28 protein-coding genes are annotated in these 19267 nt (G+C 68.2%); 2 read left to right on the top strand and 26 right to left on the bottom strand.

The window, feature by feature from the left end; genetic code table 11:
- Nucleotides 1–125 precede the first annotated feature (125 nt).
- Nucleotides 126–410: an FkbM family methyltransferase gene (locus CKO28_RS01120; protein ID WP_200338689.1), complete on the top strand. Its 285-nt coding sequence runs from the start codon at nucleotides 126–128 to the stop codon at nucleotides 408–410.
- 99 nt (nucleotides 411–509) lie between these two features.
- On the opposite strand, the gene CKO28_RS01115 is transcribed toward CKO28_RS01120, so the two are convergent.
- Nucleotides 510–758 (bottom strand): VRR-NUC domain-containing protein, encoded by a 249-nt coding sequence (locus CKO28_RS01115; protein ID WP_200338688.1) that lies wholly within the window; start codon nucleotides 756–758, stop codon nucleotides 510–512.
- Nucleotides 742–1248 (bottom strand): hypothetical protein, encoded by a 507-nt coding sequence (locus CKO28_RS01110; RefSeq protein ID WP_200338687.1) that lies wholly within the window; start codon nucleotides 1246–1248, stop codon nucleotides 742–744. The genes CKO28_RS01115 and CKO28_RS01110 overlap by 17 nt, the downstream gene beginning before the upstream one ends.
- A gap of 152 nt (nucleotides 1249–1400) precedes the next feature.
- Here CKO28_RS01110 and CKO28_RS01105 point away from each other — a divergent pair, with 152 nt between their 5' ends.
- Nucleotides 1401–2270 (top strand): hypothetical protein, encoded by an 870-nt coding sequence (locus CKO28_RS01105; protein WP_200338686.1) that lies wholly within the window; start codon nucleotides 1401–1403, stop codon nucleotides 2268–2270.
- On the opposite strand, the gene CKO28_RS01100 is transcribed toward CKO28_RS01105, so the two are convergent.
- The 24 genes from CKO28_RS01100 to CKO28_RS00985 form a co-directional block, all read right to left on the bottom strand.
- A complete protein-coding gene (locus tag CKO28_RS01100) occupies nucleotides 2260–3348 on the bottom strand; it encodes a hypothetical protein (RefSeq protein ID WP_200338685.1) in 1089 nt (362 codons plus the stop codon). The two genes, CKO28_RS01105 and CKO28_RS01100, sit on opposite strands and share 11 nt — an antisense overlap.
- A 396-nt stretch (nucleotides 3349–3744) precedes the next feature.
- Nucleotides 3745–4005: a hypothetical protein gene (locus tag CKO28_RS01095; RefSeq protein ID WP_200338684.1), complete on the bottom strand. Its 261-nt coding sequence runs from the start codon at nucleotides 4003–4005 to the stop codon at nucleotides 3745–3747.
- A 98-nt stretch (nucleotides 4006–4103) separates the two neighbouring features.
- Nucleotides 4104–4511, bottom strand: a complete 408-nt coding sequence (locus CKO28_RS01090) for a L5-gp82 domain-containing phage-derived protein (protein WP_200338683.1) — start codon at nucleotides 4509–4511, stop codon at nucleotides 4104–4106.
- Nucleotides 4508–4801 carry a hypothetical protein gene (locus CKO28_RS01085; RefSeq protein WP_200338682.1) on the bottom strand — a complete coding sequence of 98 codons (294 nt, stop codon included), beginning with the start codon at nucleotides 4799–4801 and terminating at the stop codon, nucleotides 4508–4510. Before CKO28_RS01085 ends, CKO28_RS01090 begins: the two co-directional genes overlap by 4 nt.
- An 8-nt stretch (nucleotides 4802–4809) precedes the next feature.
- Nucleotides 4810–5121, bottom strand: coding sequence for a hypothetical protein (locus tag CKO28_RS01080; protein ID WP_200338681.1), 312 nt, complete (start codon nucleotides 5119–5121; stop codon nucleotides 4810–4812).
- Nucleotides 5118–5951: a hypothetical protein gene (locus CKO28_RS01075; protein ID WP_200338680.1), complete on the bottom strand. Its 834-nt coding sequence runs from the start codon at nucleotides 5949–5951 to the stop codon at nucleotides 5118–5120. The genes CKO28_RS01080 and CKO28_RS01075 overlap by 4 nt, the downstream gene beginning before the upstream one ends.
- Before the next feature lie 89 nt (nucleotides 5952–6040).
- Nucleotides 6041–6271 carry a hypothetical protein gene (locus CKO28_RS01070; RefSeq protein WP_200338679.1) on the bottom strand — a complete coding sequence of 77 codons (231 nt, stop codon included), beginning with the start codon at nucleotides 6269–6271 and terminating at the stop codon, nucleotides 6041–6043.
- A gap of 204 nt (nucleotides 6272–6475) precedes the next feature.
- Complete coding sequence (locus CKO28_RS01065) at nucleotides 6476–7378, bottom strand: hypothetical protein (RefSeq protein WP_200338678.1); 903 nt, start codon at nucleotides 7376–7378, stop codon at nucleotides 6476–6478.
- A gap of 55 nt (nucleotides 7379–7433) precedes the next feature.
- Nucleotides 7434–8531, bottom strand: a complete 1098-nt coding sequence (locus CKO28_RS01060; protein ID WP_200338677.1) for an OmpA family protein — start codon at nucleotides 8529–8531, stop codon at nucleotides 7434–7436.
- A gap of 158 nt (nucleotides 8532–8689) precedes the next feature.
- The gene (locus CKO28_RS01055; RefSeq protein WP_200338676.1) at nucleotides 8690–9910 is read right to left on the bottom strand and encodes a hypothetical protein; all 1221 of its coding nucleotides are present in this window, start codon (nucleotides 9908–9910) and stop codon (nucleotides 8690–8692) included.
- Between the two features lie 228 nt (nucleotides 9911–10138).
- Entirely contained in the window at nucleotides 10139–10876 is a 738-nt protein-coding gene (locus tag CKO28_RS01050; protein WP_200338675.1) for a hypothetical protein, read from the bottom strand.
- 145 nt (nucleotides 10877–11021) lie between these two features.
- Nucleotides 11022–11570 carry a hypothetical protein gene (locus CKO28_RS01045; RefSeq protein ID WP_200338674.1) on the bottom strand — a complete coding sequence of 183 codons (549 nt, stop codon included), beginning with the start codon at nucleotides 11568–11570 and terminating at the stop codon, nucleotides 11022–11024.
- A gap of 72 nt (nucleotides 11571–11642) precedes the next feature.
- Nucleotides 11643–12167 carry a hypothetical protein gene (locus tag CKO28_RS01040; protein WP_200338673.1) on the bottom strand — a complete coding sequence of 175 codons (525 nt, stop codon included), beginning with the start codon at nucleotides 12165–12167 and terminating at the stop codon, nucleotides 11643–11645.
- Nucleotides 12164–12892: a hypothetical protein gene (locus CKO28_RS01035; protein WP_200338672.1), complete on the bottom strand. Its 729-nt coding sequence runs from the start codon at nucleotides 12890–12892 to the stop codon at nucleotides 12164–12166. Before CKO28_RS01035 ends, CKO28_RS01040 begins: the two co-directional genes overlap by 4 nt.
- 34 nt (nucleotides 12893–12926) lie before the next feature.
- Complete coding sequence (locus CKO28_RS01030; protein WP_200338671.1) at nucleotides 12927–13274, bottom strand: hypothetical protein; 348 nt, start codon at nucleotides 13272–13274, stop codon at nucleotides 12927–12929.
- Nucleotides 13275–13295: 21 nt separating this feature from the next.
- The gene (deoC, locus tag CKO28_RS01025) at nucleotides 13296–14039 is read right to left on the bottom strand and encodes a deoxyribose-phosphate aldolase (protein WP_200338670.1); all 744 of its coding nucleotides are present in this window, start codon (nucleotides 14037–14039) and stop codon (nucleotides 13296–13298) included.
- Between the two features lie 51 nt (nucleotides 14040–14090).
- Complete coding sequence (locus CKO28_RS01020) at nucleotides 14091–14336, bottom strand: hypothetical protein (protein WP_200338669.1); 246 nt, start codon at nucleotides 14334–14336, stop codon at nucleotides 14091–14093.
- On the bottom strand, nucleotides 14336–14866 hold the full coding sequence (locus tag CKO28_RS01015) for a hypothetical protein (RefSeq protein ID WP_200338668.1): 531 nt from the start codon (nucleotides 14864–14866) through the stop codon (nucleotides 14336–14338). Before CKO28_RS01015 ends, CKO28_RS01020 begins: the two co-directional genes overlap by 1 nt.
- The gene (locus CKO28_RS01010) at nucleotides 14848–15108 is read right to left on the bottom strand and encodes a hypothetical protein (RefSeq protein WP_200338667.1); all 261 of its coding nucleotides are present in this window, start codon (nucleotides 15106–15108) and stop codon (nucleotides 14848–14850) included. The genes CKO28_RS01015 and CKO28_RS01010 overlap by 19 nt, the downstream gene beginning before the upstream one ends.
- A gap of 14 nt (nucleotides 15109–15122) precedes the next feature.
- Entirely contained in the window at nucleotides 15123–15356 is a 234-nt protein-coding gene (locus CKO28_RS01005) for a hypothetical protein (protein ID WP_200338666.1), read from the bottom strand.
- Nucleotides 15357–15614: 258 nt separating this feature from the next.
- Nucleotides 15615–16400, bottom strand: coding sequence for a DUF4198 domain-containing protein (locus CKO28_RS01000; protein ID WP_200338665.1), 786 nt, complete (start codon nucleotides 16398–16400; stop codon nucleotides 15615–15617).
- Between the two features lie 76 nt (nucleotides 16401–16476).
- Nucleotides 16477–16959, bottom strand: a complete 483-nt coding sequence (locus CKO28_RS00995) for a hypothetical protein (protein WP_200338664.1) — start codon at nucleotides 16957–16959, stop codon at nucleotides 16477–16479.
- 35 nt (nucleotides 16960–16994) lie between these two features.
- Complete coding sequence (locus tag CKO28_RS00990) at nucleotides 16995–17942, bottom strand: endonuclease/exonuclease/phosphatase family protein (RefSeq protein ID WP_200338663.1); 948 nt, start codon at nucleotides 17940–17942, stop codon at nucleotides 16995–16997.
- Nucleotides 17943–17948: 6 nt separating this feature from the next.
- Nucleotides 17949–19217: an RNA ligase gene (locus CKO28_RS00985; RefSeq protein ID WP_200338662.1), complete on the bottom strand. Its 1269-nt coding sequence runs from the start codon at nucleotides 19215–19217 to the stop codon at nucleotides 17949–17951.
- Nucleotides 19218–19267 lie beyond the last annotated feature (50 nt).

The raw sequence follows: 19267 nt of genomic DNA, 5'->3' as shown, positions 1-19267 counted from the left end.
GCCTAAAGGCGACGGCTTCTCGGACAAGCTAGGCGGCAACCCGCTGACTTGATGTCCGGAGGCCCGCCCCGGGCCCTTGTTCGGTTTCTGCGATCGCCCGCTGCAGGATGTCCCGTGCCGCGTTGATGTCCCGGTCGAGGCTGACGCCGGTCTCGCGCGGCGTGCCAGTGATCGAGGCCGCCGTCGCCGACCACGTCGGCGAGATCGTGATGGACCACGGCATCGCGGGCGACAACATCGGCGGCGTCAAGATCATCCCGAAGCGACGAAGATTCTACTACGGTGACGACGGGATCGAGACCTTCACGGTTAAATGCGTCACCCTCGACGCCCTCCTGGCCGACGAGCAAGCCGTCGACGTCGCGCTGATGGACGTCGAAGGCAGCGAGGTCGCCGCGCTCCGGGGCTGACCCAAGGGCCTTGGCCGCCTGCGCGTCCTCGCCATGGAATTCCTTCCGCACAACCTCGACTTCGTCGCTGGCGCCTCCGTCAAGGACCTGGCGGGCCTGCTAGAAGGGCCACCAGCGACGCCTTGACGGCTGACGGTCGGTCGGGATCGGTTGAAGGCGCAGGACGGTCATGCCGAGGCCGAGCGGCTTGGCGATGTCGAGCAGGAACCGGAGCTGGTTCTCGTTCAGCCGGTCGGTGGTCTTGACCTCGTACAGCCAGAGCTGATCGCCGCGGATCACCGTCAGGTCCGGCCATCCAGACCGATAGGCGCCCGGGTTGGTCAGGTAGATCTCAAGGGCGCGCACCATCTGCGGCGCCGCCGCCTTGTGGAAAGCCGAAATGAACCGCGGCGTCAGCGCGCGATGGGTAGACTTCAGGTCGAGCGAGCCACGCAGCTTCCGGAAGCTGCGCGTGACGTAGCTCCGGCTGGCGCGGCTTGCGGCGCGGACGATCTTCGGGCCATCGCGCGGGCGCGGCGCCGACGGCCCACGGGCGATCCGGGTGGGTCAGGGCACGCCGGCTGGCGGCGTGCATCCAGGTCAGGGCGGGTGTGCCTTCCATCGCGACGCCGATCGACCGTCCGGCAGTGAGTGCGGCCAGCGCGGCGTGTTCGGGTCTGCGGTGGGGCTTGCCGCCGGCCCACCAGCCGGCGTCGTTGCGAGGCAGAGCGAGGTATTCGAGTGGGACATCCAGGCCGGCATACTGGCCCTCCAGGCGGCGATACACGAGGTCCGGACGCGCCGGTGGCAGCGGGTCTTGCGGATCGCGGATCCCCTGATCGAATATGAAGTGCAGCAAGGTGGATGAGCTTTTCCGGGTCGACGGCCATCGCGTGCGTTGGCGATGTGGTCTGACATGCTCACCAGCGGAAGGTTACGTTTGCGCTAACTCGGGACGTTGCGGACACTCAAGACACGTCAGGCCGTGACGGCGCGCGGGAGAAGGTCGGGATGGTAACCGAGCGGGATCGTGAGCCGGCGAAGGTCGCCGATACCGAGAGGCTGTCGTGGTGGACGGCGGAGCATCGGTTCATGGTGTCGCCGATCGGGGCGGTCTTCGGCGTGGAGCGGGTCACCCCAAAGACGGTCTTGCTGCGGCAGCGGCCGGAACTGAGCCTTCGCCGGTACAAGGTGGAGCTCGCGGCCGAGACGTACTGTCTGGCGCGCGACCGGCGCTTCGTGCCGCGGGCACGGGAAGCCGTGCTGGCTGTGGCGCAGGAGGTCGACCGGCGCAAAGCCGAGGTCGATCGGCGGGCGGCCAGTTATCTCGATCGCATGGAGGAATGCTGCAGCCAGGCACTTGCCGCTGTTGTCCGGGATCTTGCGCCGGCGGCGGCCCTGCTGGCTGCGAGCGACCTACCTGGACCTGATGATCCCGAGGGATGGCAGTGCCTGATTGGACGGCATCTCGTCGTGCTGGAGCGTGGAGCCGAGGCGTGCTTGCTCGAGCGCCAGACCGCAAGGCGCCTCCTGGCGGTCTGCCAGGATACGGGCCGACGGGTGTGGCTCGACAAGACAGCTCTGCGCGATGGTGACCTGGCCGGTGCGCCCGATGCGGCGGGCGGACATCTACTGAGATACGCCGTGCTGCCCGATTGCCGGCAGGCGACAGCCGTGGCGCGCGGGGTGGCTGCCAAGAGCGACGAGCTGCATCGCCGGCGTGGGGAAACTGTGCGCCCCCGGGTGATCGACTACCGGGCGGGGGCTTACGACCGATGCAGGCGGCAAGGGGTCGCGATCCTGGAAGAGATGCTGGGGGATGATCCGGACATCAGGCCGGCGTGCCGGCTCGGGCAGACGTCGGCCGCGATCAGGGACTGAGCCACCAGAGGATACCGGATGCGATCGCCGCGCCCGGCACCAGCATGGCCAGCAAGGGGCCGAGCAGATACGCCAGACCCATGGCCGCGGTCAGCACATAACCCAGCAGCGTGCCGAGCGGACCAGCCGCGTATTCGTCTGCGTATTCGTCCGTCTCATCCGGGTGGGCGTGATGATCGTCTTCTGCCCCGTCATCCGGCGTATCGTCAGCCTCGGGGTCGGATTGCGTCAGCAAGGCGCCACCCAGGGTGTAGAGGCCAGCCAGGCCAAGGCAGATCACGAAGGCCAGACTGAAGAAGTCCACCGTGTTCATGCCGAAGAAGGGGAGATCGGGGTCGTAGGCTTCGGCTTTTTCCCGGATGTCGGCCACGACGTCGGCGCGCGTGACGGCGCCAGGAACAACCGCTGAGGCCCAGTTCAGATCAACATCCGGGTGGCGGATCAGCCCAAGGTTGCCTTCGTCGATCATGCCGACGAACGTGTGGATCTCGTCGGTCAGACCCAGCCATGACGCGCGCCGGTCTCCTGCCTCCGGCGCTCCCTCGAAACTCGCGATGAAGCCGTCGCCGTCGGGGTCGTGCTCGGCCGGCAGGGTCAGGCGCGGCAGACCCTGGTGGAGCGTTTGCATGTAGAGCCAGTCTGTGACCGGCGGGCCTTGGATGAGTTCAAGCTCCTCGACCGCCTCCCCGTTCCGGGCATAAACCGACCAGTGCGGGGCATTGAGCGTCTCGTGCAGGAAATTCATAACCCCGGACCGCCGCCCCGTACTCGGCTCCGGGTTGCTGGTGAAGGCGCTATCCCAACGCCAGAGCGCCGCGCCTTCAACGCAGATGCCAGGCTCCAGTCCATCGCAGACCTCACGCGTGTTGGCGATCCGGGAATGGATCATCACAACGTCGCCGTGCTCGGCATCCAGCCAGTCGGTCTTGAGGTCGGCCGTCTCGAGGAACGCGGCGAGCTTCGGGCCGGCCTGGATGTCCGCCTGCCGATCTTGCCAGTCGGAGATGACCCAGTGGGTGAGGACGGCCGAGATAGCCGGTAGGCCAAGGCCGATAGCGAAGGTCTTGAGTCTGGACATGCAGCGCCCCGTCCGTACCGAGATCGAGCTCTTTCGACGGGAGCTATAATCTCCGGCCACCGCATGACCTGAGCTGCCGGCGGAGTACCGTGCCGTAAGCTTGAGGGAGGGGGGGGGATCATGAGCGAGGCCGCGGCCGCAGGCGGCTGATGAACGGCACCGCCGCGACGACCAGGACCGTGAGAAGCGGCACGAACTTTGGTAGACGCCGGGCGAGGATGTGGGAACCGCATCCTATCGGGAGCCCAGGGAAACAACAGGCTTTCGCCGGCGCCATGGTGGCCACGCGAAAAGCCGCCGGGATGTCCCGGCGGCTGTGTCATCGCGTCTGGGCGGGTCGGCTGGCGCGCGTCGATCGAGCCTCGGCCCGCGGCCGTGCGTTCGGTCCTGACGGCCTCAGGCGAGCAGGGGGCCGAACGCCAGACTCATCGACATGGCCCAGAGGAGGGCATAGATCACGGCGATGCGGCGCAGGGGATCCACCGGCACGCGGGGCAGCAGGACGGGCGCGAGATAGGTCACGGCCGCCAGGGGTGCGACTTGCGGATCGCTGATCGTCATGGTGACGATCAGAGGCAGGCACATCGCCAGCCAGATCAGCGCCGCGGTGTTGCGGTAGCGCCCCTGGGCCTGGGTGCGTTGCAGCCAGCGCAGCATCGGCGGTTCGTCCTCAGTCGATTGTACGGGGATATATTGGTGCATGTGCCGGGCTGTGAAGTCGAAAGTGCGTCAGCGAGCGCGGATCCCTTCTCCTATCAGGTTTCTGTTACCGTTCGGTAGACGGGGTTCACGGCGATCATGTAGCTGCCGTGCAGGGCGACCAGGTCAGCGCTGGCAATCTGCCGGCCGTCCGGCGCGCTGAACCAGTCGAGCTCGAAGGGGTTGTAGCGGACTCGCACGGTGCTCGGACTGAGCAGATGCTTGAGCACGCACCCGCGCAGCTCGACACGGCCGCGGACGAAGGCATGGACGTTGCGCTGGCCTTCGTGGCGCGCGCGGCGCTGACCGCCGGCCTGAACCCTGAAAACAGCTTCGTGGACGATCGCCGTCGGCGTCCAGGCCTGCACCCGGCCGCGTTGCGGTCCCTTGACCGCGCGCACCGAGAGCCCGCCGCGGTGCAAATTCATGTAGACGTCATGAACTTCGCTGGCGGGCGCGCTCATGCCGAGCTCGCTTCGACGACACGCGCCGGCAGGCGCAAATCCGCGCCGGAACGAAGCGAGAGCGCCTCTGCGACCGCCGCCGCGGCTTTCCGGTCGACGCCGTGGGCCTGCATGAACGCAAGCTGGGTGTCCGCCTCGACCTCCGTCAGGAAGGCGTAGACAGGGCCGATCTCCTCCCAGGCCGCATCCAGGCTGGACAGAGCGTGCGCGAGGTCGGCTGCGGAGATGTTGCGCGAGTAGGGTGCGTTCACCTGGCAGAGCACCAGGGCGGTTGCCTTCTGCGGGTCCATGGTCAGCCTCACAGTCTCCGGCCGAGTTCTTGCAGCACGCGGCGCAGGCCGTAGCTGCTCTTGGCGTAGCCCAGCAGCATCGACTGGACGCGGTCACTGCGCAGGCCGGTGATGTACCCAAGGCGCATCTGCGGCGGCAGTGTGGCGACGAGCGGCAGCAATAGCCAGGCCATGAACGTGAAGGCCTGGACCTGCAGGTAGCGGACACTCCACTTCGCGACACCGATCGGCAGCACGATCAGCAGGCCGAACGTCGGGAGCGAGGCCACGAGATCTTGGACTGACATCCGCTCGATCTCTTGCGGGGTCTTGTCGATCATGCTGCATGCGCCTCCGGGATCGCGTAGCGCCCGGGGCCGACGCGCGTGAACGACGTCTGCGCGATCTGACGGACCTTCTCGCGCCACCAGGTCGTGCCGGTCGGGCGTTTCGGACCGATCTCCTGGTAGAGCGCCTCCAGGCTGGCCTCGCCGCCAAGCGCGACCAGCGCCCGGGTCACGGCCTCGCGCCAGATCGAGCCGCGGGCGACCCGGAGGGCCTCGGCGTAGGCCTTCGGCATCTGCTCAACGTCCCGCGCCTGGCGGTAGAGCGCGAAGCCGACCAGCTGGCGCTTGCGGTCCTTGGAGAAGAGTACGAAGGCGAGCGGCTTGGAGAGACCCGGGAACAGGGTGCGCGGCAGCGCCGTCTGGCTCAGCGACCATTGCTCGTTGTATCGCACAACGCGGCTTGGGGTCTGGAAAGCGTAGGCCGGCAGCACCCAGCCGACCCGGCCCTGCTCGGGCAGCATCCGGTGGGCGCGCTCCAGCATGCCGTCGACGACGTCGAGGTCGAACGGCGGGTTACCGATGATCGCGGTCGGCTGCAGATCGAGCTCGACGGTGCGGAAGTCGCCCTGGACGACGGTCCGGCCGGTCTCGCGGCGCGCGACCGCGACCCAGCGGGGGTCGATCTCGACCCCGACGGCGGGAACGTGCTGCGGCAGAGCCTGCAGGAAATGTCCGGCGCCGCAGGATGGCTCCAGGACCAGGTCGCTGTCGTCGAGGTCGGGGAAGAACTCCTCGATCAGCGCCTCGGCGGCCCAGATCGGGGTGAAGTGCTGGTCGAGGTCCTTATCGAACTCGACGGGCTGATCGAACAGGCGTGTTTGCATGGGCGTGCTTTCCGGCGCGCGGCATCGCGACCTGGCGGGTCGCGGATGCTTGGAAAATGGGGTCGGGCGGCGCGGGGCGGCCGGGCCGGCTAGTCCGGCGTGCCGTGGACCAGAAGGACCGGCTCCCGGTGCTCGCCGGGGGCGCGGCCGGCCTCCCAGTCGGCGAAGAACGCCTCGACGTCGGCGTAATCCTCGCGCATCACGCGGAGCACCTCGCTCTTGGGCACGCGCACGAAGGCCGAACGATCGGCGTCGATTCCCGCGGGCACCATGACGTGGCGCGCCTGACGGAGCATCTTGCGGAACTGGCTGCGGGTCATTCCGACCTCTTGGAACGTATTTCTGGAACGGAATTGGGATCGCGCGGACGCGGGATCGCCGGCGCCTCGCCAGTTCGGGCGGTGCCGGCGAGCGCGAGGCCGTGGGATCTGCGACCCAGGCCATTTTCACCGCTGAGCGAAGATTCACTGTTCAGCGAAGAATTGCTTGCGGGCGAAGAACGCGCCTCGATAAGCGGCTTTGGATCAGGCGCTGGCCGCAGGCCAGCTGAAACAGGTGCGGGCGTAGTGCTGCAGGCCGCTGGAGAGGCGGAAGGGGCCGGCCTCGCACCGCAGGGTCTCGCGGTCGAGCCCGATCAGGGGATCGCCTGTCACGGGATCGAGGGCGACCAGCTCGCGCGTCCAGGCCGGCAGATCCAGCATTAGCGAGCGGCGCAGGGTGACGGCGCGCACGCCTTCTTCCTGCCAGCGGTGGGAGATCGCCCGGAAGTGCGCGTGTGGCCGCCCGGCGATGGTCATGCTGACCGGCTGATGCAGGGCGAGGTCGTCGACGACGGGCGCGCAGGGGATGTCGAGCGGGGGTGCGTGCATCAGGCCGGTCTCGTGCTGACGCGGGAGGCGGAGATGGCCGTGCGCGAGCGCCTTGCCGAGCGCCCGACCGGCGGTGACATCCCGCGACAGATCGAAGGCGTCGTCGTAGTCCATGCGCGGTCGGATCATCCGCGCTTGCTCCTCGCCGAGGGCGATCAGCAGGACCTGCCCTGAAAGAGCCGCCCGCATGGTCTCGAGCGGCGGGGCGGCGCAGGGCATCGAGGGCTCGATCAGCCGATCGGGATAGCGGGTGTTCGCCGAGCGCGCGCGGCGCAGCAGCAGTTCGGCCGGCCGGCCCGGAAGACGGGTCCAGAGGAAAACACCCGCCTCCAGCATCAACAGGCCGGGAGCGACGTCGGCGAAGAAGAACTGGGTGTGCGACAGGGCGCCAGGGCCGGTGCGTGCGTGCGCGCTGCGGGTCAGCGCCAGGGTCGGCGCGGTCGACGGCACGTCGATCAGCAGGGTCCCGCGATCCCATGCCGCCCGCGCCAGGAGCGCGTGATCGGCCACTGGCTGACTGGCGAGCAGGGCGGAATGGGTCTCGGCCGTGGGGAGCATGCGGGGCCTCGTGGGTGAGCGGCCCCGGGGGAGATGGTGGCAGAGGTGGCGTGCGCTACATTTCGCTCAATTTGATTTCAATGCGGCGATTGATCTGCATCGCGCCCTCCGTGCCGCTTTCCGCGATCGGGTAGTTGTCGGCATAGCCGACGGCCACGAGCTGCTGGGCGAGTGTGCCGTTGTCGATCATGTCCTTGACCACGGCGATCGACCGGGTCGCGGAGAGCTCCCAGTTCGAGGGATATTTGGCCGTCTGGATCGGCCGGCGATCGGTGTGGCTGGCGATTCGGACGATCCAGTCGATGTCCTGTGGCACCTTGGCGGCAACGTTCCCGAGCGTTGTCGAGACGCGATCGAGGATGTCGCGACCGCTCGAGGTCAACTCCGCGCTGCCGGAATCAAACAGGTGGTCGGCGCCGATCACGAAGCGGTGGCCGACGATCCGTACGCCGTCCCGGCTGCCGATGGACTCCCGCAGGCGCCCGAAGAACTCCGAGCGGTAGCGGGCCAGCGCGTCGATGTCCTCGGCAAGCTGCTTGTTGAGCCGTTCGGTCAGGTTGTCGATCCGGCGCCTCCGGCTCTGGAGTTTCTCCCGGAGGTCGTTGGCCTCGTCCTCGGCGGCCATGTGCTTGTCCTGGACGCGCTCCAGCGCGGCGCGCAGCTTGTCGACCTCCTTGTCTAATTTCGCCAGCTCGACCTTACGCTGGGCGGCCCGGGTCTCGGTCTGGTCGAGCTTGGCTCGGGTTTTGCGAAGTTGCAGGCTGGTGGTCTCCAGCTTGTCATTGATCTCGGTCAGGCGGTCGGCCAGCGGTTGCAGGCACTCCGGACTGGGATCGTCGAGGCAGGCATCGGCGAACGCCGCTTCCCGGCGGGTCGCGATCTCGCCCGGGTCGAAGTCGCCGATCGTCTGGCCTGTGGCGAGCTTAACGGCGAGGTCGGTGCCGGCGTATTTGCGCCGGATCTGCTGGATCCGTGCCTGCGCTTGGTCGAGCAACTCGAGGCGTCGACCGGCATCATCTGCCTGTTCGGCCTGCTCGGCGGCATCGATTGCGTGAACCAAGAGGGCGTTCGCTTTGGCCTTCGGGGTGTCCTGGGCCTGACCCGGCGCCGCTGCCATCAGCAGGAGCGCCAGAGCACCGATCGCAGCGCGCATCGGTTGTCCTCCTGTGCTGTGTCCGACGTGCATCAAAGCATCCAGAAGCGCGCGAAAGCAAAAAGCTGGGATGAGCCATGCGAACAGGCGGGGGCCCGAAGGCCCCCGCCTGTTGCCTGATTATCTGCCTGTCCCGGTCGGACCGGGAGGCCGATCAATTACCAGTCGATGATGTCGGTAAGGGGCGTGTTGAGCCGGTTGATCGCCGCGTGCGCCTCCAGCTCGGCCATGACTTGGTCGCGGACCGGCAGCAGGTCCCGCAGCCCCGCGTTCAGGCTCCGCAGGGTCCTCTGGTCCATCTGCTGCAGGGACCCGATCGCGGTCGCCAGCGTCGCCGGACGCGGGCTGTTGAGCGATTCGTTGCGGACCTCCGCCTCCAGGAACCAGGTGGTCGGCTCGCTGAGCATGTCGTCGAGCTCGTCGACCAGCTCGTCCTCATCGATGCCAGGACCGTTCAGAACCCGCGTGGTGAGGGCGGGTTGGATGCGCTCGTCATACAGCTTGTGCTGATAGGCGAGTTGCTCGGCGGCGATCGCCGCGGCCTCTCGGGACGGCGCGGCGAGCGCGTAGGTCTCGGTGTGGAATGGAGGCTCGTCGTCGCCGGCGATCAGGGAGTAGAACTCCACATCGACTGTCCAGGCGTTCAGGCCGTCGTGGCGGATCACCCGCTCCAGCACGCTGGTCAGGGCTGACTTCCGATCCGGACGGACCTCGGTGCCTTCGTCCTTCGTGCCCGGCACAAAGCCCACCCAGCCGTCGTCGACCTGCCTGGCGCACAGGCCCCAGCGCTCGGCGGTGGCGACAGGGTCGGCTCCGATGAGCTGGCGTACGGTGTCGCCGCAGAGCCTGATGGGCCGGGTTGCGGATCCGAGGTTCTGGCCGGCGGCGGCGCTGGCGCGCGCGGCATCGTCGCTGCCCGCAGCCCCGGCGTCGTCCTCTCCGTCGTCTTCCAGGCTCTCGAAGAAGCCGGGCTCGCTACCCGCGGCCATGAGGGCAACGCGCGCCTCGTCGGCCGTCAGCGGGGTCGACTGGACGGCCTGCATGTGTCCGACGCACGCGCCCTCGTCGCACTCGTAGGCGATCGTGGCGAGATCGTCATCGGTGAGCGGTGCGTCCTCGGACAGGACGTCGAGGACGAAGCGGGTGCGCCAGTAGCGGGCCTTCTTGGGGTCGATGCTCGGGCGCGGGTCCTCGCCGGCCTCGGCGGTGGCGCGCATGGCGTTGGCGCTGTCGAAGCCGCAGGTGCGGGCGATCGCGGTCAGCAGCTGGGTGTGGGTGACCTGGATGCCCTGCTCGGCGAGCTGGGTCTTGATGCCCTTGGCCAGGAACGAGCTAAGGGCGTTGGACAGCACGCGGCTGTCTTGCTTGAGGTCAGGCATGGGGACTCCTCGTCCGCAAGCGCGAGGGTGCGCTGGACGGCCCGCGGGCCGTGTCGAGCTGGCCGCATTGCCCGACGGCATCCTCGCTTGCATGGAACGAAGAGCTCATCGGACGTCGTCAGTCGTTGATGCGAACGTTTAGCGTTCCCCACTCATGGGGCGCGGCCGCAGGGCCTTCGCGAACCTCTGAGAACATGGGTTCGCGAAGGGCGTGTGGCGCGCTTAGTCTTACTGGCCTGCCGCGCACATCTCGCGCCAGGCCAGGAACGTCAGGTTGACCTGGTTGCTGAGCGCCTTGATGCGCAGCAGACGGGTCGACAGGTCGCTGATCGCGTCGGCCTCTCGATCGCTCAGGTTGCCCAGGTTGAACAGCCCCTTAGGGGTCTCGAGCGGCCCGATGTGATGTGCCTCGACCGGCGCGCTCGGATTGAGACGCGGATCGGCCTTGTCCCACTCGCCGGAGAAGACCGACTTGATGCGCCGCGGGTTCCAGATCAGCCAGCTGTCGCCGCCCTGCTCGGTATCGTTGGCGTAGACGACGCAGTCGTAACCGGCGCGCTCGATCGCCGCGGGGATGGTCTCGTCCCAGTCGGTGCGGGCGGCCAGCCACTCGGACTCGCCAGGAGAGACGATGCCGAGGTCAAGGAGCTCGCCCAGCACGTTGCGGGGCTGCCAGGTGTGATGGTCGCTGAGGCGCAGCGGCGCGCGCACGCGCGCGACCACCGGGATCACCTGATGACCCTCGATGCTGTCCAGCGACATCTGGTCCAGACGGGTCTGCGCGGTTTCCAGATCGCCGAAGTGAAAGCCGAAGTCGTTGGTGTGCAGGAAGACCTGGAAGGGCTCGGCATCGGTGCCGTGGTAGAGCAGGCGCGGCCGCCCATCAGGATGCACGCAGGCGCTGCCTGAGAACCAGTCGAGAAAGGCGGGGTCGGCCATCAGCTGGTCGATACGCGGTTCGAGCATGACGTTGCGGTCCTTCTCTCAAAAAACTTCCGTTACCAGCGTGGTGTAGCGCCGCGAGGAAAACGCGCGGTTAATGTCGGTGAACTTGGGCGCGCGCCCCCTGCTTCGGGCGGGGCTGCTTTCCGGAGCCATGGTGCTGGTCTTCTTAGCTCGAAAAAAGGACCTTGCCTGATGGGGCTACGTGGTATTGCCAGGGCTGCCAACCGGGGCCGACGAGAGGATCAATCTTCCAGACCTCTGCCATAAAGGAGAGCGTGTAAGCGGGCATATCATCAGGTGGATTGTGACCAGACAGTAGCGAAAACAGTTCGCCGTCAACACTGAATGCCCGGTAGTCTACATCATCAACACCGCGGTCAAGAAGTGCTGACAGATAGGCATCGCGTTGCTCGATGGAGCGGTGATGCCGATAGACAAGGCTGACCGGATCCAGTTCCGGTGAAAGTGCGTCGATCGGCGTGAAGCTCAGAGCTTCGGCGAAGTCGAACGCTTCGGCGATTGGGTCCGGGTAAGGCTCCAGAGTGTGATGGATCACCGGTCCACTCTCTGGTAGATGAACGCGGATGCGTGGATCGTGGACACGGTCGAGGTCGCAGTCTGAACGATAGAGTTGGGGGAACCGGATGCCGTCCGGGCCGGTCGAGACCGAGCTGTATCGGGTGCGGAATGCAGTCAGTTGGACGATGTCGGCCATGTCTTCGTGATCCAGCAATAGGTCTTTAATTGCCCGGGTTGGGCTTCGCCGTTTTGTCTGCGCCGAGGGCGGCTAGCTCCACCAGGTGAGCACCGCGCCGCCGGGGACGTAGATGCCGGCCGCCTTCATGCCGGTGCCGTTGCTGGCCAGCTTGAAGCGCGCGCTCCACTGGAAGGCAGGCCGGTCGGTCACCGGCTCGATGTCGATGTCTTTGGCGTGCTCGCGCGCGCCGTCCTCACCCACCAGCATGTGCGCGAACGCCTCGATCGCAGCCTCGGCCGTGGTACCGATCGAGAAGACGCTGTGCTGCAGGCCGGTGCGCTCACGCATGTCGCCCAGGAAGCGATAGCCGGGCGCCAGGCACGCCACCGACGGCTCGCCGATCGCGTTGAAGGCCGCGGTGGCCGCGATCGGATCGCTGTAGGGGTGCACGATCCTCTCCGACGCATGGTCGGCTGGCTCGATCAGCAGGTTGTACTGCCGGGCCCGCCAGTCGTAGATCAGCTTCACCTGCTGTCCCGCCGGCGTGTGCTTCGTCTGCACGAGGGTCTCGGCAGACTGGTCAAGGCGCTCCAGGGTTTGCTCGGGGGTCATCATGCCTGCGCTCCTTCGATGATGGCGGCCGGCACGGCGGCGACGGCCTCGCGGCAGGCGTCGCCCAGGGTGCTCAGCAGGTCCTGGTCATCGGGAAGATGGGTCGGGTCGGTGCGGGTGGCGTCGAACAGCGGCACGCGGCTCTGGAAGATCGCGCCGCGCGGGGCCGACAGGCCGAACGGGTCGAGCGCCTCCTGCCAGGTGACGCCGTCCAGCCCCCAGTCCTCGGCGAGCGCCATGACCGAGAAGTCGAAGGTCATGTCGGAGGGCGCGTCGCCTGCGATGCCGACGCGCTTGGCCAGGTTCGCGGTCGCGACCAGGCCGTCCTCCTCGGTGATCGTCTTGGGGTCGTCGGGATCGTCGGACGCCTCCGCGTCCGCCTCGGCGCGATCGGCGAACTCCATGTAGGCCGGGTAGCCGGCCTCGTCGGTGTCCCACACCCGGAAGACCCGAGCGCGGATGATCAGGGCATGGCGCACCGCGAGATCGACCAGCGCCGCGCGCTCGCCCGTGCGCAGCAGGGTCAAGTCGAGGAACCGCGCATCCGGCTTGTCGAGCCGCCAGACCGGCGCATCGCCCAGGCGGGCGATCTGGCGCCAGGTCTCGGGGCAAAGTGAGACGGAGAGTGCGTTGCCCTCGAAGCTGCTGCCCGAGGGGGCGTGGCCGGCGAGCGTGCCGACGTGATAGATCCCCGGGATCCGGCGGATCGGCAGGATCAGTTCGGTCATGTCGGGTTCCGTGATTGAGGGGGTGGGTGACGCGTCAGCGCGCCCAGATCGGCGGGTGTGGCGTGCGGGCAACGCCGGCCTCGACCGCGCGCATCATCTCCAGGACCGCGCTCACGTCGGCGCCGCGGAGCAGGTCTGAGTGATAGAGCTGTCGGCCGTGCAGCCAGATGCGGTAGAGCGGGGTCTGATTGGGCCGGGCGCAGCGCTGAACGCAGGCATGGCCCGCCCAGCCGAGCGTGCGGGTGGCGCCAATGCCCGGATCGATGCCGTGGCGCACCTCGGGGCTGTCAAGCAGGTGATCGAGGCGGTTGTGGACCGCGGACCGGTCGGTCTCGGGGTCCCGATCCCGCATCTCGTGGATCAGTCTCTGGACATGCGACATGTGTGGTGTTCGCTTCCGGGATCAGGCGGCGGCGCCGAGATCGAGCGGCTGAAAGACCGCCGGCGCAGCGGAGCAGCCGAGCGCGTCGGCGCCCGCCGCGGCGAAGGCATGCATTTCTTCGAGGGTGCGGATGCCGCCGGCCGCCTTGATGCGCAGACGCCCCTCGACGGCCGCGCGCATCAGCCGGACGTCCTCGATACTCGCGCCGCGCGGTCCGAAGCCAGTGGAGGTCTTGACCCACTCGGCGCCGCCCTGTTCGACGGCGTCGCAGGCTAGGCAGATGCCGTCCGCGTCGAGATGGCCGGTCTCGATGATGACTTTGAGCTCGGCGCGCGGGGACAGGGACTTCATCGCGTCGCGGACGTCGCGGATGTCCTCGATCACCATCCGCATCAGCCGGCTCCGCCCAGCGTGCGCGCCGAACTCGAGACCGCCCAGCAGGCGGCCGAGGTGGATCACCATGTCGACGTGATCGGCGCCATCGTGGAGGGCCTGGACGGCTTCGGCAGCCTTTGCGCTGGTCGAGGCGTTGCCGAGCGGGAACCCCGCGACCGTGACCAGTTTGACCGGCGGGTTGTCCAGGTCGGGCTCACCCAGGTAGTTGCGCGCGAGCGGCACAAGGGAGGAGGGCACGCAAACGGCCCCGAAGCCGTATTCCTCGGCCTCGCGGCAAAGCCGGATGATGTCGCGGGGTGTGGTGCCGGGCTTGAGCGCGGTGTGCTCGATCAGGCGACGCAGCGCCTGCGGGTCTTGGATCTCGGTCATGTCGAGGCCCTCGTGCGGAGAGGTCGGGCGGGGAGGTCGTCGGCGCGCGCCTCAGCAGGCCGCGCAGGCACGTCCGCAGGGCAGGGTCGCGGCCTGTCGGCAGGTGAGCGGCGCGGTGCGGTAGTGCGCGTCCCGGGTCCAGGGGAGGAGGCCCAGCGGCCGGCCGTCGCGCCGCCAGACCGTGCGCATCCAGATCGTCCGGCCGTCGACGCGCACCGGGTACCAGGCGCGCCAGCGCCGCCAGCGCGTGCGCTCTGCGATCGTGCGGTGCGGGTCTGGCGCCGGCGCGATCAGCATCAGGCCGCGTCCTCGCGGTTCCGGCGTGCGTATTCCTCGGCGGCGTAGTGGCGCATCGCCTCGCGTCGCCAGTGACTCGCCTTGACCTGCTCCAGGCTGTCCGGTTCCGGAAGCCCGGCTGCGGCGTAGGCGTGCTGGGCGAGGCACAGGGCGATCTCGTCGATCCGCCCGGTCGGCCAGCAGATCGGCGGCTCATCCGGGCGCTCGAATTCATCGGCCAGATCGTCGCCGAGGTGCGCGACGCGCTCCGCCTCCGCGTGGATCCGGCCGCCGTTACCGGCGGCGCGGGCGAGAAGGTGCTCCAGATCCGCCGGCGACAGGCTCGCCAGAACCTGCTCGACCAGCATCTCGGCGAGGTGTCCGGAAAGCTCGGGCTGCTCCAGGAGGCCGGCGTTCTGGCCGAGGCCGACCTGGTAGGCGACGTACCGGCCTTCTCGATGCGAGCCCTGCCGGTCGTAGCCGAAGGGCATGCGGGTCTCGAGCAGCGCGGTCTTCAGCCGACCTTCGATGTCTAGGAGTCGATCTTGCATCGCACACTCCTGGGAAGGGACTGAATCAGGTCGTTGAGCTCCTCGCGCTTGCGCGCGGCGTGACCTTCGAGCGCGCTCACCATCAGCGGCGGACCGGTCCGCCTGGCCTCCACGGTGCGCCGATCGAACTCGGCGATCTCGCGCTTCAGGCAGGAGATGCGCGCGCTTGTGGCCTGCTGGGTAACATGATCGAGGGTCTGGCCGGTGCTGGCGCGGCTCGGGGTCTCTTGACGCCGGAACATCGTCGAGTGGCCTCCTAGTAGCCGGCCAGGATGTCGTCGATCATGTCGTCGCCGAAACCCATCTCGTGCAGGCTCTGACGCTCGTCCTCGACCTCCTCGAAGGCCCTCTCGGCCGAGATCTCTTCGACGTCGTCGAGGCCGAGGGCGTGGTCGCAGGGATCCAGGGTGCTGATGTCCTCGATCGGCAGGTCGTCGAGGTCGTCCTCGCCGGCGTAGGGCTGTTGCAGGAGGGTGGCGAGATCCGTCATGGCGGGTCCCCATCTTGGTGTTTCTGTAGGGTAGATGGGGCCAGAATCTGGCCCCTGGCTGGTAGTAAAACCGAAAAGCGTTAACTAAGTACGGTGTTCCACGGGGGCCAGGCGCATCTCTCCGCGCCCAAGCGCGAACGCGGAGAGATGTAGCCACCGTTGGGCCGCAGACCTAAAAAAGAGGCCCCGCACTCTCAGGCGCGGGGCGTTTGGCGTAAGTGTCGAGGTCGGGCGGTATCGGACGGGGCTGGAGTCGCGCTACTTCGCGGGCACCGGGAAGGTCATGATGGCGCGCAGCACATGACGATCGACACCCGCGTCGCCCTCGACCACGTGCTCCGCCCGCACGACCCACATGCCGGCAACGGTGAGGTCGACCTCGAAGGTTGGCTGGTCGGCGGCGTCGTGGACCGGCTGCAGGTTGTCCTGGGCGAAGACAAGATACTCGCTGCCGGCGCGGTCGTGCCCGACGTAGGTCGCGGCGACATCGGCGACGATCGGCGTGCCCGCGTAGAGCACCTGGAGCGGCAGGCGCGCGCCAGCGGAGAGGTCGGCGAGGCTGCGGGTCGGAACGATCTCGAGAACCTGGCCCACCGGGGTGATGCCGGCAACGCCGCTGTGCAGGGGCATTTTGGCGAACTTCTCGTACTTGCCGATGTGCGTGGCGGTCGGCCAGTCGCTGCGATCGCCGCGCTCCCAGCCCGCCGGGGTCTTGGACCAGACCTGCGGCAGCCGGTGCGCGAGCATCCAGTCTCCTGCCGGAAGACCGGTGAGGTCGCCGACCAGACCGAGCTCGGCCGGACCCGCGGCCACCGGGACGTCCACGCGCGCCCCCTCGGCGGTGACGATCGTCGCGGCCACTTCGCCCGGATCCTCCATGGACTCGGGCGCGATAAAGACGTGGGTGGATTCGATGCGCACGGTGTCCAAGCCCTCGGCACCGGGGCCGATCACGAGCTCGTGGGCGTGGACAGACGGGCTCAGCGCGGCGACGAGCACCATGGCAAGGCCGGCGGTGCGGGCGAGGCGGGTCAGAGCTGGCATCCGGGTTTCCTGATCAAGGGATTGAAAATAGGGTCGCTCAACCCGGATATGGGTGCGTTTTACGGTCGCTGGTCTGTCAGGAAATCAGGGAAAGGCGGGGGCCGTCTGCGGTGGCGCGCCGCTGGCGGATCCTCGCACGCGCCTGCTCGACCGCGCGCCGGCAGGCGGTGTCCTCCCGCATGTGTCTGCCCACGACGTGAAACAGGGTGTCGTGGCGCAAATAGACGTGGACCGGGCCGCCGCTCGGGTGGCGCACGGTATAGCCGACCGTCTCGCCGATTTCCCGGATCAGGTCGTCGAGCGCCGCCTTGCCGGGGTTGTCGCGGCGCCAGGCGTGCTCGCGCAGGCTCCGGCCGCCGGCAAGCCAGCCGCGCCGGCCGTCGAGGTGGGCCCGGACAACGCCGTCATCCGGGCTTTCGCCTAGGCTCAGCTCGGCGATGGCGCCGGCGGGCGCGCGGGTGGCGCACAGGTGTCGGACGGCGCTGGCGAGGCTGTTGAAGCTGTCGGTGTCGGTCAGGCGGGCGGTGTCGTCGGTGTAGAGGCGCAGCGTGACGGGCATTGGGGCGGTTCCTGTCTGGACGTTGCGGCCGGGGCTCAGGGCAGCTGGACGGAGGCCACCAGCGGCCGGTGGTCGCTGCCGAGGGCCGGCCCGGCCGTGATCCGGGTGACGGCGGCGCCGTTGGCGCCTGCGATGTGGTCGATCGGGATGCCGAACGGGCCGAGGAAGGCCGGGAAGGTGGCCGGCGATCTGTCGGCTCGGCTCAGCGCGGCAGATCCGGCGAGGTCGGCGAAGATCGGGCTCCAGGGGGTCGCGTTCAGGTCGCCTGCCAGGACCGTTGGCGTGGCCTGTTTCCGGATGAGCGCGGCGGCCGCCTCTAGGTAGCGGTCGCGCAGATCGAGGCGGGCGGCGCTGCGCGGCGACCAGGGGTGCGCGGCAACCAGCGTCACCGGTCCCTGCGGCGCGTCCAGGGTGACGCTCAGCAGCGGCTTGCGGTGGTCTCCGGTTGGGTAGAGCAGGTCCTGGGCGAGCAGTCTGTGGCGACTGAGGACGGTGATCCCGCCGTCGACGTGGGTGCTGACGCCATGGGCCTGGTAAGGCAGCATGTCGGCGATCTGCAGGAAGGCGTGCCGCCACGCCGAGGTGCTTTCCTGGATCACGGCGATGTCCGGGCGCACGGTGCGCAGCCAGGCGATCACGGCGGCGCGCGCGGGGTTGCTGGCCAGCACGTTGTGTGTGACCACGCTCAAGTAGGGGGCGGCACCGCGGGCGTCGGCTGTCCGCAGGAGGCGGACCGGGATCTCGGACGGGGCCGTGATCGTGGCCAGCGGGCTGATCGCGATCAGACCCGCCAGAAGGCCATGAACCGGCAGGCGGGCGAGCAGTGCCGCGGCCGCGAGGGCGAGGGACAGCGCCGCCGTCTGGGGCTGGAAGTGCGTGACCAGCTCCCATGGCCAAGCGCGCGGCCCGGCGGTGCTCAGGACCGTCAGGCCGCAGAGCACCGCCAGGCCTGCGGTGAGGGCGTGTCGCGCGCGGCGGGGCATTGCCGGCTAGATTTCCTTCCGGATGCCGGAGCTGGAGGCGACGAGGTGGCGGTTGCGAACGTCCGACCAGTCGTCGATCTGCAGCAGGTGCTTGGCGCGCTCCACGTCCTTGAGTCGGCCGTTCTGCGGCTCGATCAGGACCCGCTTGAGGTTTGCGACAATGTCGCTGTTGGACATCGTGTTCATCGCCGCCGACTTGAGCTCCTTCGACGCGCCGGCGTAGGCGCGGGCGATGTGCCCGGCCATTTGTTTGCGGTCGTCGCCGTAGAGCTCGCGGCCACGTTCGATCACCCAGGCGATCGCGTCCGCCCGCGCCTGCAGGCCGGAGAAGACCGCTTGGGTCTGCTCGCGCAGGGCGGCCTGTTCCGGCGGCGTCAGGGTGGCGAGCATGTCGTCGGCGGTGCCGGCGAGGATCGTCTCGATCACCCGATCCTCGCGGCCGAAGTCCTCCACCAGGCCGTGACGCGCCCGGTAGTCGTCGGTCTTCAGCTTGAGCGAGGTGCCGTCGTCGAAACGGATCACAGCCCCCTCGATCCCGGTCATGTGCCGGGTGCGTTCGATGAAGCTGTGGATGCAGCCGATGTCGCTCGCGAACAGCGGCACCACCGGGATGTCCCAGTCGTGGCCCAGCCGCTCCATCTCGGGGTAGGTCAGGTACTGGCCCGTGCGGTTCTCACGCACCGCCGTCAGGATCAGCTGGTCGACCGGGTAGTCGATCACGATCGGGGTCTTGCGGGTGCACCACTCGAAGACGGGCGTCCAGCCCGAGGCGAGCATGGTCCGGCAGAAGCGCGCGTAGGGGATCGTCGGGTGGCTGAAGGCGAACGCCTGGGCGTCGGCCGCGTTGACGTGACCCTTGCGGGTCATCATCACGAGTTCGCCGCGGACGTTGGCCGGGTGCACCATCGAGCCGTCCAGCTTCAGCAGGACCGCGTGCGGCTTCGAGAAATCGAGCGCCTCCGGCAGCGTCTCCGGGCGCTCCATCAGGTTGAAGAACTTCTGGAACGGCCGGGCAATCAGGTCGCCGCTGTCGGCGCAGAACTTGAGACCGCGCAGCTCCCGGCGCAGCAGGTTCAGACGCACCTGCTCGGGATCGGTGTCGCGCACCATACAGCCCCAGATGCCGGGCAGCATGATGTTGTAGTCGACCGAAAGATAGCCCTCGCGATGATTGACGCGGAAAGCCGCTTCGACGTCCTCGGCACCGAACAAAGCGGGCTGGATATCGTCGATGTGCGCCATCTCCGGGAAGCTCAGCTTCTCGATTACGGTCATAACCGTCTCCTGCTCGCGGTACCTGGGTGGAGATGTGTTCGCCGGTGTGT

Origin of the sequence: Rhodovibrio sodomensis, assembly GCF_016583645.1 — a bacterium.
GTDB classification, from domain to species: domain Bacteria; phylum Pseudomonadota; class Alphaproteobacteria; order Kiloniellales; family Rhodovibrionaceae; genus Rhodovibrio; species Rhodovibrio sodomensis.
The sequence above is the reverse complement of the archived record's forward strand: the minus strand, read 5'-3'. Positions and strand labels throughout refer to the sequence as shown.